Origin of the sequence: Psychrobacillus sp. NPDC096623, assembly GCF_044762655.1 — a bacterium.
Classification (GTDB): domain Bacteria; phylum Bacillota; class Bacilli; order Bacillales_A; family Planococcaceae; genus Psychrobacillus.
Genome location: NZ_JBIWER010000003.1, coordinates 84,782 through 110,772, shown reverse-complemented (window position 1 = coordinate 110,772; position 25,991 = coordinate 84,782). Strand labels below are relative to the sequence as shown.

Genomic DNA, 25,991 nt, shown 5'->3' with positions numbered 1-25,991 from the left:
AAAAAAGCTGCTATACATATTAAATGTATAACAGCTTTTTTGTTACATTTTAGTGTAAACTTGGTGGGAAGCCTTGGTTCACGACTGTCATGACAGTAAAGAAACCAAAAACAGCGAACGTACCAAAGTTAAACAATACTCCCAATACATTCTTTTCTTTAAAAGCTTGATATGTGCCAACTACAGCTAAAAGTGTAACTAGGGCAAAGATTACGATTAATAAGTTCATGAATAGACACTCCTTTCGACACCAGAAAATGAATGTCGCATTTGCATATTCCTCTTCTATTGTAATTCTAATAATACGTTTTGTCGAGTAAAAAAGTGGTGAAATATTGAACAAATGAGGATATATCGTTTAAGATAAGAAAGAGGTGATTATCATGTTAAACATTCGGACTTATCCATTAGGCTATATCCAAACTAATTGTTATGTTGTTTCTAATTCGGAGAAGCAATGCTTAATTTTTGATCCAGGAGGAGAAGCTGACAAAATAATAAGCGAGCTTCATCGGTTAAAGCTAAATCCGCTAGCAATACTATTGACCCATGCTCATTTTGACCATATCGGAGCAGTTGAACAGGTGAGAGAGAGCTTTAATATTCCGGTCTATATCCATACCGCAGAGAAAAAGTGGTTGGTGGATCCAGCTAAAAATGGTTCTGCCAAGTATGCGGAAATCCCATCCATTATTTGCAGCGAAGCAGATTTCTTATTAAATAGTGAGCCAGAATTAAAAATTGGGGAATTTCAAATGGAACTATTACATACACCAGGTCATTCGCCTGGTAGTATAACGTATTATTTTAAACAGGAAGACTTTGCGATTGTTGGAGACACACTATTTCAAAATAGTATCGGACGAACAGATCTTCCTGGCGGGAACCAGGCTGAGCTTATGAAGGCCATTCATTCGAAACTTTTAACGTTGCCTGAAACAACCCTAATCTATCCAGGCCATGGTGCTTCCACAACGATAGAAGAAGAAATGGAGACCAATCCGTTCTTGAATGGATTTTAGAAAATTTACTAAGTATAGCTTTAGCTTTTTGGTTGATAATATGCGATATGGATGTGCTCGAAATAATAACAATACAAAAAAGCAGCCCGTAAAGGAGCTGCTTTTTTAGTATAGATTATTAATGTCCTGCACCTGGTATGTGCATGAAAGTTGTATAATATGTAAAACCTGCGAAGAAGAACATTAAGTAAGCTCCGAAGATGTACATATACATACGTTCTGATAGGTTTAAGAACCCTAGAAGAAGGAATAACCCCGTATTTGCTAAAAATAGTAAAGAAGCTTCTGTCATATCACCTAAATAAAACATAACTGCAAAAATCCCTGTCCAGAAAGCCATTACTTTATACATATTGCCCATTTGTAGTCCCTCCTTTTACAACTATATACAAATAATTCTCATATTTATTATAAATGAAAGTGTTCTTAGATGTAAACTGATTATTAGTTTTCTTTACTCATTATACACTGCATTGTCACAAATATGTATTATCTATGCATTCATTATAGAACTTCTACATGATATACGCAATTGCTACAGTGATTTAGTTTGCTTTCGAGTTGAACAATTTCACTATTTGGGAACAATGCATCAAACTGACCAGTTAAATATGCTTCATGAATAATACAAACAATATGTGGATGGGTGGAAAGTTGACCTTTAAATGGGCAGTTAAAAATAGAGAATGTAATAATTTGTTTATCTTCTATAGTTTCGATTTTAGGTATATAACCTATCGAAAGGGCAGCAGCAGCTAGTAACTCTATTTTTTGATCAAAGCTTTGAGACGCTATTGATGAATTTTGTATAGAATTGCGACCGGAAGCGTAGCAGATGTTTTTGGCTTTATCAAGCGCCTCTGTACCCATCGTTTCAACTAATTCCAATAACCACTCTAGTAATAAATGATTTTCTTGTTTAGGAAAACTTAAGTAAATTGGTTTATCTGGAAGTTTATATATACGAGCTGGGCGACCACCTTTTTTGTTATTAAGCAATTCGGAGGTGATCAGCTTTGATTCATCTAATTTTGTAAGATGTAGTCTTGCAACATTAGGATGGATGCTGAATTGTTCCGCAATTTGTTGCACATTTACGGGTTGAATTTGTTCAACGATATATAGATAAATAGAATACCGAGTTTCATCAGCTAAAGCATTGGTAAGCTTTAAAGTGTTTGGCATGCAATTACCTTCTTTCTTCTATTAGTTCCAATTATAATCAAGAACGAGAGAATAATAAAACAATTTATAGATGAGTCACTTTCATAAATACTTAGTACTTTTAAAACATGAATTTATATTTTATTTCGTATTTTATTAAAAGTTACAGAGCTGAAGGCCCTGAAATGAGCGTAGCAAATTTATTTTTACGACGAGCTTGCTCAGGAGAACGGAAAGCGGCTGAAGTCAAGCGGACGGTAAGTGCTTGGCCGGCGCGGAAACCATTTACGATGTTATAATTTTTATTGATATGACAGAAAATTTAAATAACTTCTTTCTTTTTAAAGAACAAGCAAGTATAATAGAATGTACAAGTTGTATGCGGTCGCAACCTGTATCTGGGGAAAGGAAACTTATGCAACAAGTAGAAAATATCATCGAACAAAAATGTTTACGCATACTTAAAAAAGCCCATAAATTTGGTGCATCTGATTTACACATGATTCCAAATGAAGAAGAGTATATTTATTTCTTTAAAAAGAATTCTCAGATGTTTGAAGCAGGCAAGCTCCCCTTGAATATAGGTGAGCGTATCATTTCATTCTTCAAGTTTTTATCCTCTCTTGATATCAGCGAAAAAAGAAAGCCACAAAGCGGTTCCTTTCAACAAATTTTCAACTCTCATAAGTTCTCATTTCGCGTTTCTACTCTTCCTTCGATTTTCGGTAAGGAAAGTTTGGTTATTCGCCTCCAACAGCATGACAACGCTAAAATTATTCATTCCCTTTCACTTTTTAGAGATGCTACAGAAAAAATAGTAGAACTAGCGCAAAATCGACAAGGCTTGATTTTATTTGTTGGTCCTACTGGCTCTGGAAAATCCACCACTATGTATTCACTTACCAAATATTGTGCAGAAAATTTAAATCGACATGTCATTTCGTTAGAGGATCCAGTCGAGAATAGTCAATCTCACTTACTTCAAATACAAGTAAATGAGCGTTCAGGCGTTACCTATTCTACTGGTTTAAAGGCTATATTGCGTCATTCGCCAGATGTAATCATGATAGGGGAAATTAGAGACGAGGCTACAGCTAAAGCAGCTATCCAAGCCGCACTCACTGGACATTTAGTTGTATCCACGATTCATGCAAAAGACGGGGTAGGGTCGCTTTATCGACTATTAGATCTAGGTGTGACAGCAGAAGAGTTAAAGCAAACGATCACTGGCATAGTTACGCAAAGGCTAGTAGTTGCATGTGAAGGGATGGAACCTGAATTATCTGCTGTATTTGAAATTCTTTCAGATGAATTGTTAGAAGAAGCATTTCACTCGATGCTGTCTGGCAAAACTTTTCTAATTCCGTATCCCTTTTCTTTATCCTATCAAATTGAGAGAGGGGTAAGAGAAGGTGTTATTGAAAAAGGCTAAGATCTATTTGGAAAGGAGGCATCAAACTATTCCACCAAATATGCATGCATCTTTTTTGAATAGACTAAGCGATCTTTTAAAGGAAGGCTATACATTTCACGAGTCTGTCACTATGTTATTACCCTTTCATGTAAAGGACTCAGAAACTGTGAGTAAAAGAATAATTGACATACAACGTAATGGCTTAAACGTAGTGGATGTATTCAAGTTATTAGGTTTTCCGAGTAGATTACTGCTGCCGTTGAACCTCGCTTCTGTTCATGGTCAGTTACAACAAACAATCGCTGTATTAAGTGTGAATACTGCATTTTTTGAACGTGCGAAAAAACGGTTGAATAACCTATTAATGTATCCGATATTTTTGTTTATGATTTTATTCTTGCTGTTTACGATGTTTAGAACGTATTTTCTACCAAATATGGAGGCTTTAATTGGTTCTAGAGGAAATGAGGTGTCCGAGCAATCTTTAATATGGACAAGCTTCCTCTTGCAAATGCCCAATCTATTTTTCTTGACTACGATTATTTTTGGATGCCTATTTATGTTGTCGTATATATTGCTGAAAAGACTTCCGATAGATAGGCAACTAGCTATTTATTTGAGTTTGCCTATAGTAAGAGGCTGGTATCGGCTACTATTAACAAGAGTTTTTGCAAGAGAGATGGGTGGACTCCTGGAAAGTGGGATGTCATTTCAGCAATCATTGAAGGCGCTAATATCTCAAGAGGAACATGAGGTGCTCCAATTTGTCGGCGAACAGATGACAGAAAAGGTTGTACATGGTGAATCATTTTCTCAGGCAGTGTTCCTGTTAAACACTTTTACGACGGAACTATTTCATTTTGTTTTGCATGGAGAAAATAGTGGTTATTTAGGAAGAGAGCTTTCTCTTTATAGTGAGTTTCTCAGTCAAGAAATTGAAAAGAAGCTATCTCTTTATATAAGTATAGTTCAACCAGCCTTATTTTTGATTTTAGCTGTTTTTATCATTGGTGCTTACTTGGCAATATTATTGCCTATTTATAACATGATTAATATTGTGTAAAGGAGATATTATGAAAAAAATACTGAACAATAACCGAGGTTTTACATTAATTGAAATGATGATTGTGCTACTGATCATATCTGTGCTGATTCTTATATCTATTCCAAACGTGACAAAGCATTCTGCCAATATTGATGATAAAAGCTGTAAGGCATTTGTGAAAATGGTAGAGGGACAGGTTGCGGCATATAAAATTGAGCATAAAACAATACCTACGTTAGAAGAACTTGAAAAAGATGGCTATTTGCCTGATAACGACACATCGTGTCCTAATGGAGCAACTCTAACTATTGATTCTGTTACAGGAAAAGTGACTAGTGGATAAGCAAACGATGAATAAATTTAATTGGAATGAGAAAGGATTTACGATGATTGAGATGCTGCTAGTTTTGTCGATTGTATTGGTAGTATCCTCTTCAGTTCTATTTATTACCTCTAAAAGAATGAAGGATTTAGAGGAAGAAAGATTCTTTCAGCAATTGCAGTTGGACATTCAAAGACTTCAGGCAGTCTCTATTGGAGAATATAAATCTACTTATTTAGAATTTACGAACAGGCGTAGAAGCTATAAAGGAAAAGTAGGAGATGTTATTTTGTTCGAAAAGGATATGCCAAATAATATGTATTTATCAGATGAAAGTAGGCTAAAGCAATTGAAATTCCATCCAAAAGGCACTGTTGAAAACTTTGGAAACTTATTATTTATAACAGAGAGAGGAGAAAAGCTTATAACTCTTTATATAGGCAGAGGTGTTATAAATTATGAGAAATAGTCATGGCTTTTCTTGGCCAGAAACCATTTTATCACTGAGTATCACATTTATCATTGCTACGACTTTCCTCCCGTTTTTAAATAATATGACTGTACAACTAGAGGATAAAAAAAGAGATTATCATTCATCCCTAGTTATGTATGAAATTGCTAAGATGTATATCGTAGAAAATAATGCGACTGGGGTTATGCAAGTTGAAAAAGTTAACTATGTCTACGAGATTAGTAGTGAAAAAGTTTGCATAGACTATGAAGGGATGCGGGAGGAGCAGCGTAAATGTGTGCCAATCATAAAATGAAAATCAGTGATCAATCAGGTTACACATTACTAGAGGGTATTCTTCATTTAGCCGTATTTATGCTTTTTGCACAAGTGTTGGCAGGTATTATGTGGTGGTTGACGAAGACCGAGTCAGCAGTTACAGATACTACCGAAATAGAGTGGGCATTGTTCATTCAGTATGTAGACTCATATATAACCGATTTAGATTCTATCAGAGTTAATGATACTAATTCAGGAATTATGATTAAGAAAAATCACATAAATTATAAAGTGGAGCTTTATAAAGACTTAATACGTAAACAAAAGAATTGGGAGGGTCACGAGCAGATGTTATTAAATGTTAACTCACTATTTGTTGAACTGGAAGGAAACGCACTGCGTCTGAAAGTGAATTTTGTAAATGATATAGAGAAAGAACATGTTTTTTATGTCACCTACCATACAGAATGAAAGAGGGGTGTTCTTGCCGGCTGCAGTGATCCTATTGCTCGTTGTTACTGTCTTCCTACTATCTATTACTGCTGCGTATGAATCCAAATACCAAACGTACGATTCGTTAGAGATTTTCTATAGCGGCGCAGCAATCGAAAAAATAGAGTTATTTAATCGTCAAAATACGCGATAGTTTGCACGTAAGTTTTTTTTAAAGTTGTAATAAAAAGAGCCACTCACTATAATAAAGAATAACTTGATGGAATTTTGGCGCCGAGAAAATTGGAATTTAGTGAGTTGGTGAATCATGTATAAAGTATATTTAGTTGGGTTTATGGGCAGTGGTAAAAGTGCAATTGGACGAAGACTGAGCTTTTATTTGAAAATGCCCTACTATGATATGGACAAAGAAATTGTCAGATTGCAAAAAAGAACGATTCCTGAGATTTTCGAGCAAGAAGGAGAAGCTTACTTTCGGCAAGTGGAGACCGATTTTCTAGAAAATTTTCGAAACGAATCATGCATCATTTCCACTGGTGGTGGAGTTGCTGTGAACGAAAAAAATATTGAAATAATGCGCAGAACGGGACTTGTGCTTTATTTGGATGCAACTTTTGAAGATATATGGATGAGGATCAAAAACGACAAAAATAGACCTATTGTACAGAACAGCTCAAAGGAAGAATTAGAACAATTATATAGAACAAGAAAAAGGTTCTATAAAAAAGCTGCGCATATTACGGTTCGGACAGAACGTAGACCGCTTAGACAAATTACTGAGTATGCTGGATTTCAAGTAAACCGCCTAAAAGGCGAATGATAAAAACTTTTTACGTAGGATTGTTCGCATTTAACTAATTTTATTAAAAAGTATTGCTTATAAATTACTTGAATGTTAGGATATAGACAAAGAGTGAGTTATAGAGATATCGCGGATGAATATACGGGGAGAGAACGCACTAGTTGCGTCGCCGAAGGAGCAAGTAATGAAAATTATGAATCTCTCAGGCAAAAGAACTCGTATAGGACGCAACTCTGGAGAGCGCTTTCGTTTATACTACGTAGAGCCACCAAAGAGGAAAGCCATTTTTGGTAAACTTTCAGGTCCCAGGACAGAGTACCCCTATTTTATCAAAGGGGTTATTCTGTCCTTTTTGTATGGAAATAGTGAAGGAGGAGAGTATTTTGGCAGATCAGTTGAAACGAACACCTTTATTTGATGTATATGCAAATTACGGAGGAAAAACCATTGATTTTGGTGGTTGGGAGCTTCCCGTCCAATTTTCAAGTATCAAAGCCGAACATGAAGCGGTTAGAACGAAAGCAGGATTATTTGATGTTTCTCATATGGGAGAAATAATTCTTGCTGGTACAGATAGTGAGGAATATCTTCAAAAGCTTATGACGAATGATGTTTCGAAATTAGTTAGTGGTCAAGCGCAATATACTGCTATGTGTTACAAGGATGGCGGAATTGTCGATGATTTATTGATCTACAAAATAGAAGACAATCATTATCTTCTTGTTGTAAACGCCGGGAATATCGAAAAAGATTTTAACTGGATGCAGGAACAAGTATATGGAGATGTAACACTAGTAAATAAATCAGAAGATTATGGCTTACTTGCATTACAAGGACCATTAGCACAATCTATTTTACAAAAGCTGACTTCCAAAAATTTAGATGAAATAGGATTCTTCCGTTTCGCAAATAATGTCGAAGTTGCGGGTAAAAATGTAATTGTTTCTCGTACTGGTTATACGGGAGAAGATGGGTTTGAGGTATACGCATCTGCAAATGATGTAACAGCATTATGGAGCAGCATTTTAGAAGCAGGTGAAGAGGAAGGTCTTTTACCATGTGGTCTAGGTGCTCGTGATACTTTACGTTTTGAAGCTTGTCTACCACTTTATGGGCAAGAACTTACAAAAGATATCTCACCACTAGAAGCTAATATTGGCTTTGTCGTAAAACTAAAGAAAGAACAAGATTTTAATGGTAAATCTGTTTTAATAGAACAAAAAGAAAATGGTGTACCAAGAAAAAGTATTGGGATTGAAATGATTGATAAAGGAATTCCTCGTACGGGTTACCCGGTATTTGTAGAAGATAAGCAAATTGGGCATATTACATCCGGAACGCAATCTCCTACACTTAAGAAAAATATTGGTCTAGCTTTAATTGACGCAACATTTGCAGAACTTGGTCAAGAGGTTGAAATTGAAATAAGAAATAAACGATTAAAAGCAATTACAGTAGCAACTCCGTTTTATAAAAGAGAAAAATAAGACAAAGAAAGAGGTTGTCCTTTGATGAAGCATCGTTATTTACCAATGACTGAGCAGGATCAGAAAGAAATGCTAGATGTGGTTGGTATTTCTTCTATTGATGAGTTGTTTGCAGATATTCCCGAGAAAGTTCGTTTTAAAGGTGAGTACAATATTAAACCTGCGAAAGCGGAATCGGCTTTATTAAAAGAGCTAAGTCAGCTTGCCGCAAAAAATGCAGATAGTAAACAATTTGCATCATTTTTAGGTGCTGGTGTATATGATCATTTCAAACCTATTATTGTTGATCATGTTATTTCGAGATCTGAGTTCTATACTGCTTATACTCCGTATCAACCGGAAATTTCCCAAGGAGAACTTCAAGCTATTTTTGAATTCCAAACAATGATTTGCGAACTTACAGGAATGGACCTAGCAAACTCGTCTATGTATGACGGTGGTACATCATTAGCAGAAGCAGGAAATCTAGCCGCTGGACATACGCGTCGTAAAAAGCTACTCGTTTCGGAAGCTATTCATCCAGAATACATTGATGTTGTGAAGGTATATGCAAAAGGCCAAAATATCGAGGTAGTTACTGTACCAACGAAGGACGGAGTTACAGATTTAGCGAAATTAGAAGAATCTGTTGACGAAGATACTGCGGCGGTTATGGTTCAATATCCTAATTTCTTTGGACAAATAGAGGATTTAGCTAAAGTGGAGCAATTGACACATGCACAAAATGCATTATTCATCGTTTCTGCAAATCCACTTGCTCTTGGTGTTTTAACACCTCCAGGTAAATTTGGAGCAGATATTACAGTAGGGGATGCACAAGTATTCGGAATTTCCGAAGCGTTCGGTGGTCCTCACTGTGGATACTTTGCGGTAAATTCTAAGCTTATGCGTAAAGTTCCAGGTCGTTTAGTTGGTGAAACTACGGATGAAGAGGGGCGTCGTGGCTATGTATTAACCTTACAGGCTCGTGAACAGCACATTCGCCGTGATAAAGCCACTTCTAACATTTGTTCAAATCAGGCATTGAACGCACTTGCAGCTTCTGTTGCAATGACTGCACTTGGTAAAAAAGGTGTGAAAGAAATAGCAACTCAAAATATCATGAAAACACATTATGCAAAACAAGCTTTTGAAAAAGCAGGCTTTGAAGTAGTGTATCAAGGAGCTCATTTTAATGAGATCGTTGTAAAAGTAAATGGTTCAGTTGCAAAAGGAAATAAAGGACTTCTTGAAAAAGGAATTATCGGTGGTTTTGATCTAGGTCGCGTTAACGCTGATCTACAAAATCATGTTTTAATCGCTGTAACAGAACAGCGTACAAAAGAAGAAATAGATGCACTCGTGCAAGAAATGGGGGCTCTTCATGCATAAAGATAATCAACCACTTATTTTTGAAATAACAAAAGAAGGTCGCGTAGGATATAATCTACCTGAATTAGATGTGCCAGAAGTAGATTTATCAACTCTATTACCTCAAGCTATTCTAAGAGCTGAAGAAGCTGAACTACCAGAAGTATCTGAACTAGATATTATGCGTCATTATACCGCTTTATCTAACCGTAATCATGGGGTAGATACAGGATTCTATCCACTTGGATCTTGTACAATGAAGTATAATCCCAAAATTAATGAATCAGTTGCGCGTTTCCCAGGTTTTGCGAATATTCATCCTTTACAGGAAGAAGCTTCTGTTCAAGGTGCAATGGAGTTAATGTACGATCTTCAAGAGCATTTGATCGAAATCACAGGAATGGATGAAGTAACTCTCCAACCGGCAGCAGGTGCACATGGTGAATGGACTGCTCTAATGATGATTCGTGCATTCCATGAAGCAAATGGCGATACACAACGTACAAAAGTAATCGTTCCTGACTCTGCTCATGGAACAAATCCAGCATCCGCTACGGTTGCAGGCTTTGAAACGATTACAGTCAAATCTAATGAGGACGGCCTAGTTGACCTAGAAGATTTACGTAGAGTTGTTGGTCCAGATACTGCTGCATTGATGCTAACAAATCCAAATACACTCGGTTTGTTCGAGGAATCAATTATAGAATTAGCTGAAATTATCCACGGTGTGGGTGGTAAATTGTATTATGATGGCGCGAATTTAAATGCTGTTATGTCTAAAGCACGTCCTGGCGATATGGGCTTTGACTGTGTTCACTTGAACTTGCATAAAACTTTCACGGGTCCTCATGGTGGTGGTGGTCCAGGATCAGGTCCAGTAGGGGTAAAAGCGGACCTCATTCCATTCCTACCAAGTCCAGTTCTTGTAAAAGAAGATGACAAATATACATTTGATTACAATCGTCCGCAAACAATCGGTCGCGTAAAACCTTTCTACGGAAACTTTGGTATTAATGTTCGTGCTTACACTTATATCCGTTCAATGGGACCAGACGGACTTAAAGCAGTAACGGAGTACGCAGTGTTAAATGCAAACTATATGATGAGACGTTTAGAGGAGCATTTCGATCTTCCGTATAATCGTCATTGTAAGCATGAATTTGTATTAAGTGGTCGTCGACAAAAGAAACTTGGAGTTCGTACGCTAGATATGGCTAAACGTCTGCTTGACTTCGGTTATCATCCACCTACGATATACTTCCCATTGAATGTGGAAGAGGGAATGATGATCGAACCAACAGAAACTGAGTCAAAAGAAACTTTGGATGCTTTCTGCGATGCAATGATTCAAATTGCGAAAGAAGTACAAGAAAACCCAGAAATTGTTCAAAATGCTCCACATACAACAGTTATTAATCGTTTAGATGAAACAAAAGCTGCGCGTAAGCCGGTATTGAGATATACAAAAGCATAAAATGAAAGTGCGATTCTCTTAAGGATCGCACTTTTTGTAGTTGCTTCATATTAGTTGAACGGTATTTATCTAACGAGTAATTAAAACGGCTTGTCAATGATCCATTGACAAGCCGTTAATCGTTAGTCTGTCGGTCAAATAAGCTAGAACAATACCTATTGAATATCGGAATAAGTCTACGATAAGAAAGCCTTTACCGAGTATTAGAGCACCAAGTAATGTACTGCGAATACTATTTATCCAGTCGGCTTGATAGAATTGACTAAATTCGATGAAAAAGCAAAAAACTAGACTTAGAAAAAACGCCTTATGCAGACCTTTATGAACAAACAGTAATCGAAATAGAAAATACCCCATAATAGCCCAAAGCGTATCACCTGCATGAATCACTATAATATCAGGCAGTCCACCATAATATCTACTAGCTAAACCAAGTGCTATAGAAATGAAAACTGCCATAAAATAGTTGATTCTTTTACGTTTAATAATTAAATCCGATTGAATTTTCATCATCTTCCCACTTGTTTTTGTTTGTTCGGTTATTTTGCTTCGTTAATTCCTCGATTCGTTTCTCATAATCTAACTTCCCATCATAGTGCCAGTTTAGTGCAACGGACATATATAATTCATTTAATTGAGACATGGAAAGTCCTTTAGAAAGCTTGGCCATTTCTTTTACTTGATCATCGGAGAAAATTCCTTTGATATCTAGTTTAAGTAAATAGTCCTGTCGTACAGTTACGGTTGGAGAAGGAATTTCATAAGCGCGATCAAATCGACCAGCTCGATTTATGAGCGCAGGATCGATTTTTTGAGGGTAGTTTGTAGTTCCAATAATAAATAGTCCCTCTCTCGATTGAGCACCATCCAGGGTGTTTAAAAACACCGAGCGAGTATATTCTGGCATAGAGTCTATATCTTCAATAACTAATATAGCAGGTGCTAGCCTCGTAACTATACCAAAAACCTCTTGAATGGAATGACTACCAGTAAACTCTGTAATCTGCCAATAGACAACCGGTGCTTTAGTAGAGCCCGTTATGGATTTTACTAATGTAGTCTTCCCGTTGCCTGGAGCGCCATATAGCAGGATTCCACGCTTATACGGAAGTCCATAATCTCTGAAAAAATGTCCATCCTTTTTAAAAAACTCATCAATGGAGCGGAATATATCCTGTTTAATACTTTCTGCTAATAGGACATCCTCTCTGCTAACAACTGCTTGCTCTCCGTAATTTCGACGCTGGACGCCACTTTCTGTATCTACAAGATAAGTAACTGACTGCATTAACAGTTGGCGAAGCTTTTCGTTAATTTCTTGCAAGAAATTTAATGCGTTTTCTACAGAAGTTGAAAAGAAATGATATTCAGGCCACGTATTACCAGCCGAATAGTTGAATGCTAGTGTTAACGCGACATTATATTGTGGGAAAAAAATAAGGTTATTTTCAAAGGTTTCCACAACCTCTAATTTGTTTTCGAATGACAATTGAGACTTGCTAGCAACCTTGCCCTGAGACTTCGTTTCGAAAATGGAACATAATACTTCATAATCAAGTAAGTCCTTTTCCATCATTTCCAACAGATTGGCGTCAAGTTGAAGTGTGGACTCACCAATATCGATCGATTGCCAACTCTGGTTTGTATGATCGTTCAATAAAGAAATGATTCGCCTAGAAAGAATAGCGAAATCTTCATAATGCGGGTGAGACTTTCTAAAATCTTCTTGATGGGAAAATAATATTTGTTTTTGCATCTTAACCCTCCAAAATGTATGACTGAAAGAAAAAAGGTTCCTCTAATTAGAAGAACCTTATGTATTACTTAGATTTAACTTTACCAGTCCAAGTTTTGAAGCCACCTTTAAGCTGATGCAGTTGTGTATATCCTTTTTTCTTTAAAAACATCGCAGCACGGGAACTTCTTGCGCCACTTTGGCAATACAAATAGACAGGTTTGTCTGGACGAATTTCTTTGAAGCGTTGGCGCAGTTGAGAAGAAGGGATATTTCTTGCTCCCAAAATATGTCCGCCTTCAAATTCTTTCGGTTCACGAACATCGATCAGCTGTGCTTTACGATAGCCTTCGATAAATTGTTCTTGTGTGAGATTAGTAACGGTTTTCTTTAAACGGTATGCCGATATTCCAGCATAGACTAAAAGTACAACGAGTAGAGCGATAACAAAATACAATAATTCTAACACGGTCTTTCCCCTTTCTATGTTTCCATATTCATTATAAAAGAATTGCTAGATACAATTCAATCTATTTGATAAAATGAAACTCGTTGTGAAGGGAGAGATTCGATGGAAAAAGCAAAATGGTACTTCATAAATTCTGGACCCTGTACCCCATCCTTTAATATGGCGATGGATGAGGCACTGCTAGACTGGCATAGTGAAGGTCTTATTCCACCTGTGATTAGATTTTACGAATGGAATCCAGCTACATTATCTATTGGTTATTTTCAATCCGTGGAAAAAGAGATTGATATGGAAGCTGTGAAAAGTTTAGGTCTTGGCTTTGTTCGACGTCCTACAGGAGGAAGAGGGGTACTTCACGAACATGAACTTACATACAGTGTGATCGTTACAGAAAGCTATCCGAGCATGCCAGCTACAGTAACAGAAGCTTACCGAGTGATTAGTGAGGGATTACTGTTAGGTTTTCAAAACCTTGGTTTAGATGCTTATTTTTCTGTGCCGAATTCGGACGAACAAAAAGAAAATTTAAAAAAACCGAAATCAGCAGTTTGTTTCGATACACCGAGCTGGTATGAGCTAGTAGTAGAAGGAAAAAAAGTTGCCGGTAGTGCTCAAACAAGACAAAAAGGCGTTATTCTCCAACATGGTGCAATTTTACTCGACTTAGACGAAGATAAATTAATCCAGACTTTTAAATTTTCTTCTGAAGAGGTAAGAAAAAGAGTGAAAAGAAGCCTATCTCAAAAAGCTGTTGCGATTAACAAAATAATATCAAAACCAATTTCGATAGAAGAATGTAAAACTGCGTTTAAAAAAGGTTTTGAAGATGCATTGGAGATTGAATTAGTAGAATATAAACTCACGAAACAACAACTAGATTACATTAAAGAACTAGAATCGACACGATATGCCAATGATGAATGGAATTTTAAAAAATAAAAGTTATTAGGTCTTATAGTAAAAATGAAAAATAGGACATTAGTTCTTAAATTATAAAATCCTCATCTATTTGCTTTACCTTCAAGATGTTGTGTCGTATTATTAATAAAACCACTACATATTGTGTCAATCACAATTTGTAGAAAGGAGGAAGAGTAAATGGTAACTACTAAAAATGAAACCAAACTTACTTTAAATGTTGAAGCACTAAATAGGGATATCCAATTATTCCCACAAGTTCACCCGATCACACAAGATATGACACTTACGCATAAAGGTGTGTCGAGACTTGTGATGATTGATCGCTATTCCTTTAAAGATACAGAAAAGAAAACGTTAAAAGCAGGAGACTTTGTCGTTTTAACGGTGAAAGAAGATCCTAAATTCCCAGCACGAGGTTTAGGCTATATCGTTTCAATCAACGAACATGCGAAAACGGCCGAGGTGCAAATCGAGGAAGATTATCGAAGTGCGATTGACGACGCTGCAAAAATTGAGACTGGCATTATCACTCGACCATTGAACGTTATCGAAAAACCATTGGAAGTTTTTTATGAGCAGATTGCCAAAAGAAATGCAACTGGGCTTGCATCTGTTGAACAAACAGAAGAAAAGCGTGAAGAATGGTTCGAGAAATTCTATCAACAATTAGTTTCTTTGAAATTCATCCCAGCAGGACGAGTATTATACGGTGCTGGAACTGGCACGGATGTAACATATTTCAACTGTTACGTAATGCCATTTGTTGCAGATTCTCGTGAAGGGATCAGTGACCACCGTAAGCAAGTAATGGAAATCATGAGCCGTGGTGGTGGAGTTGGGACAAACGGTTCGACTCTTAGACCAAGAAATACGCTGGCTCGTGGAGTGAACGGAAAATCATCTGGTTCAGTTTCCTGGCTAGATGACATTGCAAAACTGACTCATCTTGTCGAACAAGGTGGATCAAGACGTGGAGCACAAATGATTATGCTGGCCGACTGGCATCCTGATATTGCGGAATTTATTATTTCGAAAATGCAAAACCCACGTATTTTGCGTTTCTTAATTGAAAATACAAATGATGAAACAATTAAACAACTTGCGAAGGACAAGCTTAAATTTAAACCACTTACAATCCAAGAAGAAGCCATGTATCAAGGTATTATTAATTATAAAACGATTCCTGGTCTAGGTGGATTTAGCAATGAAATAATTCGTGATGCAGAAACAAAATTACGTGACGGTGGAACTTATTCAGTTCATAATTCAGAGTTTTTGACTGGTGCGAACATCTCCGTTACGCTTACAGATGATTTTATGAAGGCGGTAGAGGAAGACGGCGACTTTGAATTGCGTTTCCCTGCAACGGAAGCTTATTCACCAGAAGAGATGGATTTCTACAATGAAAATTGGCATAAAATTGGCGATGTACGTGAGTGGGAAAGAATGGGCTACGAAGTTCGTACTTACCGCACTGTAAAAGCGAAAGAGCTTTGGAATTTAATTAATATTTGTGCTACTTATTCAGCAGAACCAGGTGTTTTCTTCATCGATAATGCAAATGAAAAAACGAATGCTACAGCATACGGACAAAAAGTTGTCGCAACTAATCCTTGTGGCGAACAACCACTTGCACCTTATTCAGTATGTAACTTGGCTGCTGTGAATTTAGCGCAATTTGCAAACAAAGAATCAAAAACAGTTAATTTTGAAGCGTTAAAAGAAACGGTTCGTGTTGGTGTACGCATGCAAGATAACGTCATCGATGCGACTCCATATTTCTTAGAAGAAAATAAAGTACAAGCACTTGGGGAAAGACGTGTAGGGTTAGGCGTTATGGGTCTTGCTGATTTGCTCATCTATTGTGAAAAAGAGTATGGATCGGATGAAGGCAATGTTCTAGTAGATGAAATCTTTAAAACAATTGCTATCGCTGCATATGAAACCTCTGCAGAGCTTGCTGTAGAGCGTGGAAGCTTCCCATTCTTGTCTGGTGAAACAGAAGAGGAAACAAACCGCTTACGAAAAGCATTTACGGAAACTGGATTTATGGAATCAATGCCGGAAGAAATTCGGCAATCCATTTTAGAAAATGGTATTCGAAATTCTCATTTGTTAACTGTTGCACCTACAGGATCTACTGGAACAATGGTTGGCGTTTCTACTGGACTTGAACCGTATTATTCATTCACTTATTATAGAAGTGGGCGTTTAGGTAAATTCATCGAGGTAAAAGCAGATATTGTACAAGAATATTTGGAACGCAATGAAACGGCTGAAGAAGAAAATCTTCCAAACTGGTTTGTTACTGCTATGGAACTTGCTCCAGAAGCTCATGCGGATGTGCAATGTATCATTCAACGTTGGATTGATAGTTCTATTTCCAAAACGGTCAACGCACCGCGTGGATATACGGTAGAACAAGTAGAAGGTGTATACGAGCGTTTATATCGTGGTGGAGCTAAGGGTGGTACTGTGTATGTCGATGGAAGTCGTGACTCACAAGTATTAACGTTAAAAGCTGAGGAAAATACATTAGAAGATCATCCAAAAGAAGAAAAAATAGAAAAAAGACATGTCGTATTGATAGATACTATTCAAGATTTACGTTCAACTAATGTAACAATTGGTTCAGAGGTTGGAAATACATGTCCGGTTTGTCGTAAAGGTACTGTAGAAGAAATGGGTGGATGTAACACATGTACCAACTGTAATGCCCAACTAAAATGTGGGCTATAATCTCATAAATTCTCAAAGCACAAGCTGATAAGTCTTTATCACTTGTGCTTTAATTTTGTTCTTCCAGGTTTAATAACCCGTGCTTTCGCTTAAACTATGGGAAAACAAAAGGAGATTAACATGAAAGGATTATCGATTAGTACGAGTCTCGTTGCAGCACTAGGAACGACCATTCTATTTAAATTTCTAGATTTTTTCCATTTCATTAAATGGAATCCTATAGGATATACGAAAAACTTTGCGGTATTAAAAGGGAGCAACGTCTATGTTAAATGGATTATTTTGTTTTTAATCATTTGGGGGATTTGCTTTCTCCTTTATTATGTATGTCTTTTGTTCGCGAAAATTCCAGTATCCATCACGAGTATTGCTTTAGGGCTCTTAATCGCCTTCACACTTGAATGGGTTATTTTAGATGCAAATTCATTTGAGAAAACGATCAAGAAATTATCTATACCTTTTATTTGTATTGTCATTATCGCCGTTCGTTTTGTCATGGAATCAGCTATTTTTCACTCAAAAGAGAACCCTTTAGGAAAATGAAAAATTTACCGACCTCGTTTACTATGATAAAATAGTCAAAGATGTTATTTTGAAAATGAGATGAGGGTTAATATTGAAACTAAGTAAATTACGTGCAGCACTTGAAGAAAACGGGGTAGATGCTCTGTTAATAACGAATGGTCATAACCGTCGATACATGACGGGATTTACTGGAACAGCTGGTGTAGCAATTATTTCTAAAACGGATGCTGTATTTATCACGGATTTCCGTTATACAGAGCAAGCAGCAAGTGAGATTAAAGACTTCCGTATTGTTCAGCATACGAAAACAATGATGGAAGAAATAGCTACTCAAATTACAGATATGGGAATTAACACATTAGGATTTGAAAAAAGCGATGTGACTTACAGCGATTTTGAACTATACAAACAAGCTATACAAGCAGATTTAGTGCCACTTTCAGGTCTTGTTGAAAAAATACGCTTGATTAAGACCGACGAAGAGATTAGTATAATAAAGGCAGCTTGTCGTATTGCGGATGAAGCATTTGAGCATATCGTTAATTACATAAAACCAGGTATGACCGAGCTTGAAGTATCCAATGAACTTGAATTTTTTATGCGCAAAAAAGGAGCGACTTCCTCGTCGTTTGATACAATTGTAGCTTCAGGAACTCGTTCAGCACTTCCACATGGTGTTGCTACAAACAAAGTAATTGAAGAGGGAGATTTTGTTACATTAGATTTCGGTGCATTATATAACGGATATATTTCTGATACTACTCGTACATTGGCAGTTGGAGAACCAAGTGATCAACTAAAGGAAATTTATCAAGTAGTTCTCGACTCACAACTATTAGCTTTAGAAAAAGTTAAGCCTGGCATGACCGGGAAAGAAGCAGACGCTATTGCAAGGGACTATATCGCTTCAAAAGGTTACGGAGAAGCATTTGGTCATTCATTGGGTCATGGAATTGGTTTAGAAGTACATGAAGGTCCTGGACTATCTTTCCGTTCAGATATCGTTTTAGAGCCTGGTATGGTTATTACGATAGAGCCTGGAATATACTTGCCGAATATTGGTGGAGTACGGATCGAAGATGATGCACTAGTTACAGAGAATGGTTTAGAAAAGTTAACACATTCGACAAAAGAATTACTAATTTTATCTTAATTTGGAGGGAAAATAATGATTTCAGTAAATGATTTTAAAACTGGCTTAACGATTTTAGTGGATGGTGTATTGTACCGAGTATTAGATTTTCAACATGTTAAACCTGGTAAAGGCGCAGCATTCGTACGCTCTAAATTGAGAAATTTACGTAACGGTTCAGTGAACGAAAAAACTTTCCGTGCGGGAGAAAAAGTAGAAAAAGCACAGATTGACAACCGTAAAATGCAATATTTATACGCTAGTGGAGATCAGCATGTGTTCATGGATACAGATTCTTACGAACAAATTGAACTAAATGATAACCAAATCGAGTATGAACTAAAGTTTTTACGCGAAAATATGGAAGTACATGTAATTCAATTCCAAGGAGAGACTTTAGGTGTAGAGTTACCAAAGTCAGTTGTTCTAGAAGTTACTGAAACAGAACCAGGTATTAAAGGGGATACTTCGGGCGGAGGTTCAAAAACTGCTAGTCTTGAAACTGGTTTAATAGTAACAGTTCCTTTGTTCATCAATGTTGGCGATAAACTAATCATCAATACAGATGAAGGTTCATACGTATCAAGAGCTCAATAATATTAGTAAAAGAGGCTCACATTTGTGAGCCTCTTTTTTCTATATAAAAATGTTCTGTGATTACCGGATTTAAGGGACTTGTTAGAACGAATATCCTATTATTTCCGTTACAGAAGCGCAGCGATGCAGAAACAGGTGGAGAACAAAGCTAAGAACGCCACCACTCAAAGTGAAGTCAATCTATGTGCGTTGCGTCCTAGGGCAACGATTGCATAACCAACATCCTGATGGCTTCCGACGGAGTCACCATCTGTAACGAAGATCAATTAATGTGTAATACTACACGAAAAGATTTGACATAGCTTGTCGCTAAGATAAAAAGATAGGACTAATGTTAGTGTTATTCACAAATTACTTACCATCTTTTTTGATAAATGCTGTCCATCGAAAGATGAAAAAAGCAGAATTTAATTTATCCTATTAGGTTAGAGAAAGACTGCTTATATATGCGTTATTGTTGATTGTAGCGCAGGTCGGCGACTCCAGAAGACAGCACGAGGGAGACACTACAGTCTCCAACCGTGCCCACGGAAAGCGCCTGACCGAAATGAAAAATAAACGGCATATCTAGGTTTTTATACTTAAAAGACCAGCTGTTCAGTTTTTTGATCGGTTTTTCTTATTTAAAGCTTGCTTAGTTTTTTCATATTATTCCTCACGCCATCATATGTTGTTTGTATGGAAGGGGGAGGCATTGTGGAACTTCACGATGTACTTCGAGTTGCGGGTATAGGTATATTAATAGCTATTCTTCACTTGTTTTTTGAATCCACTGGTAAAAAGGAATACGCATTTTTTTTGTTTTTTGTAGGTTATATATATATGACAATTGAATTATTGCGACTGTTGAAGCTCTTTTTTTATGAAATATCTACATTCTTAGAATGGCTTATGATGACGAGTTAGCAAATGATCATTTACCTGACTATCATTTTAGCGTTTTGTTTGCTGCAATTAATAAAAGAAACTTATCCTCGCATCCATTCAATTGTCTATACAATTTATATCTTTCTCTTTTTAACTTATATATTCACCGTATTTATCATTCCTACGGTCTCCCAGTACACCTCATACATACCAACGAATCTACTACCGGTCTTTAAACTACTCATATTTTCTGTCTTACTATTATTTCTTTCACAAATAATAGAAGAACTTCTTTTGGACTATGAATATACAAGCCTAGCATCGTTATTCACCTTTACGACTAAAGCCATTTTGTTGCTTGTCTGGCTGAATCATTTGAAGCAATTCTATGAAAAGTTTTTATCACTTATGGGACTACTCTCTTGAAGGAATGAACTGCAATGGAAGAAATATTACAATCTTTAGTGCAGCCCCTCAAAGAGGTAGCACAAACTTTTTCGTACATGCTTTTATTTGGATTTGCTTTTATTTGCCTTGAGTGGTTTATACCTTCGAGTAAAAGACTCTTTAAATTATTGTTTATGTTAATCATCTGTATTTATTGCTTAGAACCAGCAATTCGAGCATTAGAGATGATCCAGGCGATGACGAGTGAACTAGTCAATCTCTTCTTAGGTATATATCCAATTCTTACTTTAGGTATTGCTGCTTCAGGAGGGGCATTTCTGATAACCGCATGGAATCCAGCTGTCATGCTTTTTGCATCCTTCACTACAATATTAGCAGGGAAAATTTTAATACCGGCTATTATGGCTGCATTCCTATTTGACTTAATCAGCAGAATACACCCACCAACATCATTTTCAAAAATGTCTGATCTCATCCGGTTAACTTTAATAGGCTCTACTTCTATTATTCTACTGTTATATAGTATTTTCATGTCAGTAAACGGAATGATCACATGGTCCGTAAGCGGGACTGTCAATGAAACAGTAAAACGGCTAATACAAAATAATATCCCGTTTGTCGGATCTTTGCTGACGGAAAGCATTAGCACGATGAAAAACTTTTCTTCCTCTGCATCTGTAATTACAGGAAATGCAGTAATTCTAACGGTGGTTATGTTGGTAGCTATTCCAACAATCCAAACAATTCTCATTGCTTTCTTATACCGATTGCTTGGCGCTATTTTAGAGCCTTTTGTAGATGGCAATATTAGTGGATTAATAGACGATATCGGAAAAACATTGTTTGTTCTTTCTATCATTTCTGTTTTAATCGCGTTTACTTTTTTCTTTACGATTATTTTAACGATGCTGTTTGCAAAACTATTAATAAGTGGGAAAGGATAGTAACCATCGTTACGAATCTTCTCTTTGGTATATTTTTAATCGTTCTAGCGGGCGAGTTATTGTCTATTTTACTGGAGCATACCGATAAGGAAACAACGGGATTTCTTGTGAAAATAGCGATTATCTTCTGGATTATGTCCTTTCTCTTCATATAAACAGGTTGTCTTGCATAAAGTATTGTATCCATCATGAAAAGAAGGGTGATTCTCCATCTCATCTAAACAAAAACCCACTTTTCGTTTTGTTGTCATTTGTATAGCTGTTCTTTTCATTAGTCTCCTTTTTTCAGGATTACTCGTTCGTGATGAAGGAAGCGTTGTTGAAACCGATGTTCCAGTCAACGAAACTACAGAGAACCTAACTTCGATACTACAGAAGATCAATGGGGTTGGGAAAGTAGCAGTATACTTCCACTACGAGGATAGTTCCGAACAGGCTGCTGAGAGTGATGTTTCATTTTTCCAGTGGACAAGTGACAGTAAAAAGGACAAGAAGGAATTGATTGGAATTCTAGTAGTTGCGGAAGGGGCGAACGATAAAAGAATACAAAATAGTTTAATCAAGACATTGTCATCTGTATTGCAAATATCGCCACATCGAATTGTGATAGAAGAAATGGAATTGGAGGATAAATAATATGAACAAAAAGAGATCTGTATGGTTTTTAACATTATTTAGTTTAGTAGCAGTAGTGACTGTTTTTTATGTATCGGATCGACCATCGCCATTCGATGGTATTGCTCTATTTTCCGATGACACAATTGATGATGTAGGATTAGTAGAAACGTCCTCAACAAATGAAGAATCATTTGCTTCTAAAAGTAACGCATTTGAAGAAATGAGAATGGAAGTAACAGACAAACGTAGTCAACTTCGTGCACAATTAACGCAAAAAGTAGGTTCCAATGAATTTACTGCAGAAGAAAAAGACAAAGCTTATAACCAAATTGAACAATTAGTTAAAATTGATTCCACAGAAGCGATGTTGGAGCTGATTATTAAGTCTCTTGGTTATGATGATGCATTAGTGCGCATCGAAGAAAGTGATGTTTTGATAGATGTTGTTTCCAACGAACAATCATCTAAAAAAGCATCTGAAATTATATATGCGGTTAAGCGGGAGTGGCCACAAGCTTTTAATGTAGAAGTAAATTTTAGTGGTCAGTAATCTATAGGAAAATTCCAAAATACTTAATATATAGCGGTAAAAAAAGTGCCTGAAGAGGCGCTTTTTTTTATAAAGTAATTAATAATGTCCAGAGAACAGTAAGTCCAAAATACTTTTAAAGATGAAAAATACTACAATTCTATTTAATGCATCTCATTCAGATTTCATGGATCTTATATATGTATATAAATCTCTAAAAAAGACAAAATATATAAGTAATAGCAATACCAACACCCCATAAGCATAATTAGGAAAATTCTCGAATATAAATTCTGTCTGAGAAATTACGAAAAAATTGAATAACAGAAATTAATGCTTTTTTCTTTTTAAATAAAAATGAAGATATTAGCGAAAATATTAAAAAACCGGCGAGCTTTTTTAAAGAATTTAAAGTAAAATTTGCGAATTCCATTTTAAAATACCTCCTCAATTTTCTTGAAAAACTATATCATTTTATGCATTAAAATTTCTCATTTTAAGAAATAAATGGTTCTTCCGTGCTTACAAAAATTTTTCTTAGCGCTAGGTTTTTTTCTTTGGAACCTTTATATTCTGGTTGTTTGAAGTGAAGTCGGCGACTCTTGAAGGCACAACTCGAGCGTGAGACTACTGGCTTGAGCCATGCCCCTGGAAAGCATCCGCCGTAACGGAAAACACCTGTAGAGAAAACCTGTTAGAAAGCCTTGAAAACTTTATGGTTCCTTAAATTTTCAGGGATTATTATTTTTGAAGTATAGGTTTTCAACCAATATAATCAGACGTTTTTGGTCGGCCATTTTTTTATTATTTCAGAATAATTAAGGCTAACTATTTCAAATTAGCGTGAAAACGTCTAAAATAGAAGATGGAGTAATAAATTTTGTAAATAAAAGGGGATTAAACTACATGAAGATTCAAGAAATAAGAGAAATTATTAAACTAGTCGACCAGTCGTCTTTAGATGAATTTTTATACGAATCAGAAGGCACAAAGATTAAATTGAAAAAAAATGAAAAAGGTTCTTTCAATTCATCAAGTGAAACGTTTGAAAGTTCATCTGTTGCAGAGCAACCAAAACCAGCCGAAGTGCAGGCGCCTATCGTTCAAGAGACACCAAAAGAACCTGTTGTAGAAAAAGCTGCTCCTACTTCTGTAGATAGCTCATTACACAAAATTGTTTCTCCAATGGTTGGTACATTCTATCAATCCTCGTCTCCTGAAGCAGCTGCATACGTTGAAGTTGGTTCAAAAGTGTCGGCAGATTCAATCGTTTGTATCGTAGAAGCGATGAAGTTGTTCAATGAGATTGAATCAGAAGTGGATGGAGAAATCGTAGAAATACTTGTGAAAGATGGACAACTAGTTGAGTATGGTCAACCTCTGTTCCTCGTTAAAGGAAACTAAGAAAGGAGCAAGGATGATGAAAAAAGTATTGATTGCAAATCGCGGGGAAATAGCAGTCCGCATAATACGTGCTTGTAAAGAATTAGATATCGAAACTGTTGCTGTATATTCTGAAGCAGACCGAGAAGCACTTCATGTGCAAATTGCTGATGAAGCATACTGTATAGGTCCAAGGCTTTCAAAGGATTCCTATTTGAATTTCTCCAATATCATAACTGTAGCTAAACTAACAGGTTGTGAAGGAATTCATCCTGGTTATGGATTCCTTGCAGAAAATGCTGAGTTTGCCGAGCTATGTGAAGAATGCGATATTAAATTTATCGGACCATCTTCCTCTGCTATCAAAAGTATGGGGATTAAGGATGTAGCAAAAGAAACAATGGAAAAAGCAGGAGTTCCAATCGTTCCGGGCTCTAAAGGGATTGTTGAAACCGATGAAGCTGCTTTGAAAGTTGCTAAAGAAATAGGTTTTCCAGTTATTATCAAAGCTACTGCTGGTGGCGGTGGTAAAGGAATCCGTGTTGCTAAAGATGAGGAAGATCTTCTAAAAGGGATTAAAATAACGCAAAAAGAAGCGGCAGCAGCATTTGGCAACCCTGGCGTTTACTTAGAGAAATATATTGAAGTGTTCCGTCATGTGGAAATTCAAGTCTTAGCTGATGGTCACGGAAATGCGGTTCACTTTGGGGAACGCGATTGTACTGTTCAACGTCGTATGCAAAAACTAGTGGAAGAGGCACCTTCACCTGCATTGTCTGAAGAGCTCCGCGCTGAAATGGGAGCAGCCGCTGTGAAAGCAGCGCTTGCTGTTGGTTATGAAAGTGCAGGTACAGTAGAATTTATCTTTGATCATATAGAACAAAAATTCTACTTTATGGAGATGAATACACGTATTCAAGTGGAGCATCCTGTCACAGAAATGATTACAGGTGTAGATTTGATCAAACAAATGCTACTAGTAGCTACTGGTGAAAAATTGCCATTCGAACAAAAAGATATTAAACTTAATGGATGGGCAATTGAGTGTCGTATCAATGCGGAGAACCCTACGAAAAACTTTATGCCTTCTCCTGGCCTAGTTGAGTTTTATTTACCACCAGGTGGGTTAGGCGTTCGCGTAGATTCAGCTGTATACCCAGGTTACACGATTCCGCCATTCTATGATTCAATGGTTGCGAAACTTATCGTCCATGCTGAAACGCGTGAAGAAGCAATCGCTAAGATGAAACGTGCACTAAGTGAATTTGCTATCGAAGGAGTCGAAACAACGATTGGATTCCACTCGAAGCTCATGAATCATGAAGTTTTTGTATCTGGTGATTTTGATACGAAATTCTTAGAGAAATATGATGTAATGAATTCATAACAAGGAGTGAAGGATTATGACAGAAACTACTGAACAGAAGTTTGTTCAAATGACTCCTGAAGGAAAAGAATATTTAGGAACAATAGAAATTGCTCCTGAAGTTATTACCGTAATTGCTGGTATTGCCACAAACGAAGTAGAGGGTATTGCTGGTACTAGAGGAAACTTTGCAGCTGGAGTGGTAGAACGCTTAGGGAAAAAAGTTCACGGCAAGGGTATTAAAACAGAGATTAATAATGAAGGATTGTTTATCGACGTCTATTGCCTAGTGAAATACGGATCCTCCGTCCCTATAGTTGCTAGAGAAGTACAGTCTCAAATTCGTCAAGCAATTGAAAATATGACGAGTTTAACGCCTAAAGAAGTTAATGTACATATTACAGGTGTACAATTCGATACAGCAGAATAAAAGAGAAAGAGCTATCTAGGTAGCTCTTTCTCTTTTTTCTCTTTCTAATACACATACAACAACAA

30 protein-coding genes and 1 riboswitch are annotated in these 25,991 nt (G+C 36.6%); of the genes, 24 read left to right on the top strand and 6 right to left on the bottom strand.

What is annotated here, in order from left to right; genetic code table 11:
* Nucleotides 1-49: 49 nt before the first annotated feature.
* Entirely contained in the window at nt 50-229 is a 180-nt protein-coding gene (locus tag ACIQX2_RS10035) for a DUF2759 domain-containing protein (RefSeq protein WP_093060664.1), read from the bottom strand.
* Between the two features lie 154 nt (nt 230-383).
* Between ACIQX2_RS10035 and ACIQX2_RS10030 the strand changes: the two genes are divergently transcribed.
* Nucleotides 384-1,022, top strand: a complete 639-nt coding sequence (locus ACIQX2_RS10030) for an MBL fold metallo-hydrolase (RefSeq protein WP_402849485.1) — start codon at nt 384-386, stop codon at nt 1,020-1,022.
* A 118-nt stretch (nt 1,023-1,140) separates the two neighbouring features.
* On the opposite strand, the gene ACIQX2_RS10025 is transcribed toward ACIQX2_RS10030, so the two are convergent.
* Together ACIQX2_RS10025 and ACIQX2_RS10020 are read right to left on the bottom strand one after the other, a co-directional pair.
* The gene (locus tag ACIQX2_RS10025) at nt 1,141-1,383 is read right to left on the bottom strand and encodes a DUF2626 family protein (RefSeq protein WP_402849483.1); all 243 of its coding nucleotides are present in this window, start codon (nt 1,381-1,383) and stop codon (nt 1,141-1,143) included.
* 143 nt (nt 1,384-1,526) lie between these two features.
* Complete coding sequence (locus ACIQX2_RS10020) at nt 1,527-2,207, bottom strand: helix-turn-helix transcriptional regulator (protein ID WP_402849480.1); 681 nt, start codon at nt 2,205-2,207, stop codon at nt 1,527-1,529.
* Nucleotides 2,208-2,601: 394 nt separating this feature from the next.
* Between ACIQX2_RS10020 and comGA the strand changes: the two genes are divergently transcribed.
* From comGA to gcvPB, 11 genes are all read left to right on the top strand, one after another.
* Nucleotides 2,602-3,618, top strand: a complete 1,017-nt coding sequence (comGA, locus tag ACIQX2_RS10015) for a competence type IV pilus ATPase ComGA (RefSeq protein ID WP_402849477.1) — start codon at nt 2,602-2,604, stop codon at nt 3,616-3,618.
* A 40-nt stretch (nt 3,619-3,658) separates the two neighbouring features.
* Nucleotides 3,659-4,663, top strand: coding sequence for a competence type IV pilus assembly protein ComGB (gene comGB, locus ACIQX2_RS10010; protein WP_402850506.1), 1,005 nt, complete (start codon nt 3,659-3,661; stop codon nt 4,661-4,663).
* 10 nt (nt 4,664-4,673) lie between these two features.
* On the top strand, nt 4,674-4,988 hold the full coding sequence (comGC, locus tag ACIQX2_RS10005; RefSeq protein ID WP_402849474.1) for a competence type IV pilus major pilin ComGC: 315 nt from the start codon (nt 4,674-4,676) through the stop codon (nt 4,986-4,988).
* Nucleotides 4,981-5,436 (top strand): competence type IV pilus minor pilin ComGD, encoded by a 456-nt coding sequence (gene comGD / locus ACIQX2_RS10000; protein WP_402849471.1) that lies wholly within the window; start codon nt 4,981-4,983, stop codon nt 5,434-5,436. Before comGC ends, comGD begins: the two co-directional genes overlap by 8 nt.
* Entirely contained in the window at nt 5,426-5,734 is a 309-nt protein-coding gene (locus tag ACIQX2_RS09995; RefSeq protein ID WP_402849469.1) for a hypothetical protein, read from the top strand. Before comGD ends, ACIQX2_RS09995 begins: the two co-directional genes overlap by 11 nt.
* Nucleotides 5,713-6,168, top strand: a complete 456-nt coding sequence (comGF, locus tag ACIQX2_RS09990; protein WP_402849466.1) for a competence type IV pilus minor pilin ComGF — start codon at nt 5,713-5,715, stop codon at nt 6,166-6,168. Before ACIQX2_RS09995 ends, comGF begins: the two co-directional genes overlap by 22 nt.
* A 13-nt stretch (nt 6,169-6,181) precedes the next feature.
* Nucleotides 6,182-6,343, top strand: a complete 162-nt coding sequence (locus ACIQX2_RS09985; protein ID WP_402849463.1) for a hypothetical protein — start codon at nt 6,182-6,184, stop codon at nt 6,341-6,343.
* A gap of 114 nt (nt 6,344-6,457) precedes the next feature.
* Nucleotides 6,458-6,970: a shikimate kinase gene (locus ACIQX2_RS09980; protein WP_402849460.1), complete on the top strand. Its 513-nt coding sequence runs from the start codon at nt 6,458-6,460 to the stop codon at nt 6,968-6,970.
* A 115-nt stretch (nt 6,971-7,085) separates the two neighbouring features.
* Nucleotides 7,086-7,180, top strand: a riboswitch (glycine riboswitch).
* Between the two features lie 155 nt (nt 7,181-7,335).
* A complete protein-coding gene (gcvT, locus tag ACIQX2_RS09975) occupies nt 7,336-8,439 on the top strand; it encodes a glycine cleavage system aminomethyltransferase GcvT (RefSeq protein WP_483880197.1) in 1,104 nt (367 codons plus the stop codon).
* A 24-nt stretch (nt 8,440-8,463) separates the two neighbouring features.
* The gene (gene gcvPA / locus ACIQX2_RS09970; protein WP_402850500.1) at nt 8,464-9,810 is read left to right on the top strand and encodes an aminomethyl-transferring glycine dehydrogenase subunit GcvPA; all 1,347 of its coding nucleotides are present in this window, start codon (nt 8,464-8,466) and stop codon (nt 9,808-9,810) included.
* Entirely contained in the window at nt 9,803-11,263 is a 1,461-nt protein-coding gene (gcvPB, locus tag ACIQX2_RS09965; protein WP_402849457.1) for an aminomethyl-transferring glycine dehydrogenase subunit GcvPB, read from the top strand. The genes gcvPA and gcvPB overlap by 8 nt, the downstream gene beginning before the upstream one ends.
* Before the next feature lie 93 nt (nt 11,264-11,356).
* On the opposite strand, the gene ACIQX2_RS09960 is transcribed toward gcvPB, so the two are convergent.
* The 3 genes from ACIQX2_RS09960 to ACIQX2_RS09950 form a co-directional block, all read right to left on the bottom strand.
* The gene (locus ACIQX2_RS09960) at nt 11,357-11,773 is read right to left on the bottom strand and encodes a ribosomal maturation YjgA family protein (RefSeq protein WP_402849454.1); all 417 of its coding nucleotides are present in this window, start codon (nt 11,771-11,773) and stop codon (nt 11,357-11,359) included.
* Nucleotides 11,745-13,019, bottom strand: coding sequence for an ATP-binding protein (locus ACIQX2_RS09955; RefSeq protein ID WP_402849451.1), 1,275 nt, complete (start codon nt 13,017-13,019; stop codon nt 11,745-11,747). The genes ACIQX2_RS09960 and ACIQX2_RS09955 overlap by 29 nt, the downstream gene beginning before the upstream one ends.
* Nucleotides 13,020-13,083: 64 nt before the next feature.
* Nucleotides 13,084-13,455: a rhodanese-like domain-containing protein gene (locus ACIQX2_RS09950; RefSeq protein WP_402850497.1), complete on the bottom strand. Its 372-nt coding sequence runs from the start codon at nt 13,453-13,455 to the stop codon at nt 13,084-13,086.
* Between the two features lie 114 nt (nt 13,456-13,569).
* Here ACIQX2_RS09950 and ACIQX2_RS09945 point away from each other — a divergent pair, with 114 nt between their 5' ends.
* The 12 genes from ACIQX2_RS09945 (at nt 13,570) to ACIQX2_RS09890 (ending at nt 25,926) form a co-directional block, all read left to right on the top strand.
* Nucleotides 13,570-14,406, top strand: coding sequence for a lipoate--protein ligase family protein (locus ACIQX2_RS09945; RefSeq protein WP_402849448.1), 837 nt, complete (start codon nt 13,570-13,572; stop codon nt 14,404-14,406).
* Nucleotides 14,407-14,565: 159 nt separating this feature from the next.
* Nucleotides 14,566-17,127 (top strand): vitamin B12-dependent ribonucleotide reductase, encoded by a 2,562-nt coding sequence (locus ACIQX2_RS09940; RefSeq protein ID WP_402849445.1) that lies wholly within the window; start codon nt 14,566-14,568, stop codon nt 17,125-17,127.
* A gap of 120 nt (nt 17,128-17,247) precedes the next feature.
* Nucleotides 17,248-17,670 carry a hypothetical protein gene (locus ACIQX2_RS09935; RefSeq protein WP_402849442.1) on the top strand — a complete coding sequence of 141 codons (423 nt, stop codon included), beginning with the start codon at nt 17,248-17,250 and terminating at the stop codon, nt 17,668-17,670.
* Between the two features lie 70 nt (nt 17,671-17,740).
* Nucleotides 17,741-18,805: a M24 family metallopeptidase gene (locus ACIQX2_RS09930; protein WP_402850495.1), complete on the top strand. Its 1,065-nt coding sequence runs from the start codon at nt 17,741-17,743 to the stop codon at nt 18,803-18,805.
* Nucleotides 18,806-18,820: 15 nt separating this feature from the next.
* Complete coding sequence (gene efp, locus ACIQX2_RS09925; RefSeq protein WP_402849439.1) at nt 18,821-19,381, top strand: elongation factor P; 561 nt, start codon at nt 18,821-18,823, stop codon at nt 19,379-19,381.
* Nucleotides 19,382-20,077: 696 nt separating this feature from the next.
* Nucleotides 20,078-20,287, top strand: coding sequence for a SpoIIIAC/SpoIIIAD family protein (locus tag ACIQX2_RS09920; RefSeq protein ID WP_093060685.1), 210 nt, complete (start codon nt 20,078-20,080; stop codon nt 20,285-20,287).
* A 401-nt stretch (nt 20,288-20,688) separates the two neighbouring features.
* Nucleotides 20,689-21,600, top strand: coding sequence for a stage III sporulation protein AE (locus ACIQX2_RS09915; RefSeq protein WP_402849435.1), 912 nt, complete (start codon nt 20,689-20,691; stop codon nt 21,598-21,600).
* 498 nt (nt 21,601-22,098) lie between these two features.
* Nucleotides 22,099-22,236 carry a hypothetical protein gene (locus tag ACIQX2_RS09910; protein ID WP_241600037.1) on the top strand — a complete coding sequence of 46 codons (138 nt, stop codon included), beginning with the start codon at nt 22,099-22,101 and terminating at the stop codon, nt 22,234-22,236.
* Between the two features lies 1 nt (nt 22,237).
* Nucleotides 22,238-22,768 carry a SpoIIIAH-like family protein gene (locus tag ACIQX2_RS09905; RefSeq protein WP_402849430.1) on the top strand — a complete coding sequence of 177 codons (531 nt, stop codon included), beginning with the start codon at nt 22,238-22,240 and terminating at the stop codon, nt 22,766-22,768.
* Nucleotides 22,769-23,653: 885 nt separating this feature from the next.
* On the top strand, nt 23,654-24,151 hold the full coding sequence (gene accB, locus ACIQX2_RS09900; protein ID WP_402849427.1) for an acetyl-CoA carboxylase biotin carboxyl carrier protein: 498 nt from the start codon (nt 23,654-23,656) through the stop codon (nt 24,149-24,151).
* Between the two features lie 13 nt (nt 24,152-24,164).
* Nucleotides 24,165-25,517 carry an acetyl-CoA carboxylase biotin carboxylase subunit gene (gene accC / locus ACIQX2_RS09895; RefSeq protein ID WP_402849424.1) on the top strand — a complete coding sequence of 451 codons (1,353 nt, stop codon included), beginning with the start codon at nt 24,165-24,167 and terminating at the stop codon, nt 25,515-25,517.
* A gap of 16 nt (nt 25,518-25,533) precedes the next feature.
* The gene (locus ACIQX2_RS09890) at nt 25,534-25,926 is read left to right on the top strand and encodes an Asp23/Gls24 family envelope stress response protein (protein ID WP_402849421.1); all 393 of its coding nucleotides are present in this window, start codon (nt 25,534-25,536) and stop codon (nt 25,924-25,926) included.
* Nucleotides 25,927-25,991: the final 65 nt, after the last annotated feature.

Excerpts from the sequence above, each read along its gene's own strand:
- efp (WP_402849439.1), top strand. The coding sequence starts at position 18,821 with ATGATTTCAGTAAATGATTTTAAAACTGGCTTAACGATTTTAGTGGAT.
- ACIQX2_RS09890 (WP_402849421.1), top strand. The coding sequence starts at position 25,534 with ATGACAGAAACTACTGAACAGAAGTTTGTTCAAATGACTCCTGAAGGA.
- ACIQX2_RS10030 (WP_402849485.1), top strand. The coding sequence starts at position 384 with ATGTTAAACATTCGGACTTATCCATTAGGCTATATCCAAACTAATTGT.
- ACIQX2_RS09980 (WP_402849460.1), top strand. The coding sequence starts at position 6,458 with ATGTATAAAGTATATTTAGTTGGGTTTATGGGCAGTGGTAAAAGTGCA.
- ACIQX2_RS09915 (WP_402849435.1), top strand. The coding sequence starts at position 20,689 with ATGGAAGAAATATTACAATCTTTAGTGCAGCCCCTCAAAGAGGTAGCA.
- ACIQX2_RS09960 (WP_402849454.1), bottom strand. The coding sequence starts at position 11,773 with ATGAAAATTCAATCGGATTTAATTATTAAACGTAAAAGAATCAACTAT.
- gcvPB (WP_402849457.1), top strand. The coding sequence starts at position 9,803 with ATGCATAAAGATAATCAACCACTTATTTTTGAAATAACAAAAGAAGGT.
- ACIQX2_RS09945 (WP_402849448.1), top strand. The coding sequence starts at position 13,570 with ATGGAAAAAGCAAAATGGTACTTCATAAATTCTGGACCCTGTACCCCA.
- gcvPA (WP_402850500.1), top strand. The coding sequence starts at position 8,464 with ATGAAGCATCGTTATTTACCAATGACTGAGCAGGATCAGAAAGAAATG.
- comGF (WP_402849466.1), top strand. The coding sequence starts at position 5,713 with ATGTGTGCCAATCATAAAATGAAAATCAGTGATCAATCAGGTTACACA.
- accC (WP_402849424.1), top strand. The coding sequence starts at position 24,165 with ATGATGAAAAAAGTATTGATTGCAAATCGCGGGGAAATAGCAGTCCGC.
- ACIQX2_RS10020 (WP_402849480.1), bottom strand. The coding sequence starts at position 2,207 with ATGCCAAACACTTTAAAGCTTACCAATGCTTTAGCTGATGAAACTCGG.
- ACIQX2_RS10025 (WP_402849483.1), bottom strand. The coding sequence starts at position 1,383 with ATGGGCAATATGTATAAAGTAATGGCTTTCTGGACAGGGATTTTTGCA.
- ACIQX2_RS10035 (WP_093060664.1), bottom strand. The coding sequence starts at position 229 with ATGAACTTATTAATCGTAATCTTTGCCCTAGTTACACTTTTAGCTGTA.
- ACIQX2_RS09995 (WP_402849469.1), top strand. The coding sequence starts at position 5,426 with ATGAGAAATAGTCATGGCTTTTCTTGGCCAGAAACCATTTTATCACTG.
- ACIQX2_RS09940 (WP_402849445.1), top strand. The coding sequence starts at position 14,566 with ATGGTAACTACTAAAAATGAAACCAAACTTACTTTAAATGTTGAAGCA.
- ACIQX2_RS09955 (WP_402849451.1), bottom strand. The coding sequence starts at position 13,019 with ATGCAAAAACAAATATTATTTTCCCATCAAGAAGATTTTAGAAAGTCT.
- comGB (WP_402850506.1), top strand. The coding sequence starts at position 3,659 with ATGCATGCATCTTTTTTGAATAGACTAAGCGATCTTTTAAAGGAAGGC.
- ACIQX2_RS09935 (WP_402849442.1), top strand. The coding sequence starts at position 17,248 with ATGAAAGGATTATCGATTAGTACGAGTCTCGTTGCAGCACTAGGAACG.
- accB (WP_402849427.1), top strand. The coding sequence starts at position 23,654 with ATGAAGATTCAAGAAATAAGAGAAATTATTAAACTAGTCGACCAGTCG.
- comGA (WP_402849477.1), top strand. The coding sequence starts at position 2,602 with ATGCAACAAGTAGAAAATATCATCGAACAAAAATGTTTACGCATACTT.
- comGC (WP_402849474.1), top strand. The coding sequence starts at position 4,674 with ATGAAAAAAATACTGAACAATAACCGAGGTTTTACATTAATTGAAATG.
- ACIQX2_RS09905 (WP_402849430.1), top strand. The coding sequence starts at position 22,238 with ATGAACAAAAAGAGATCTGTATGGTTTTTAACATTATTTAGTTTAGTA.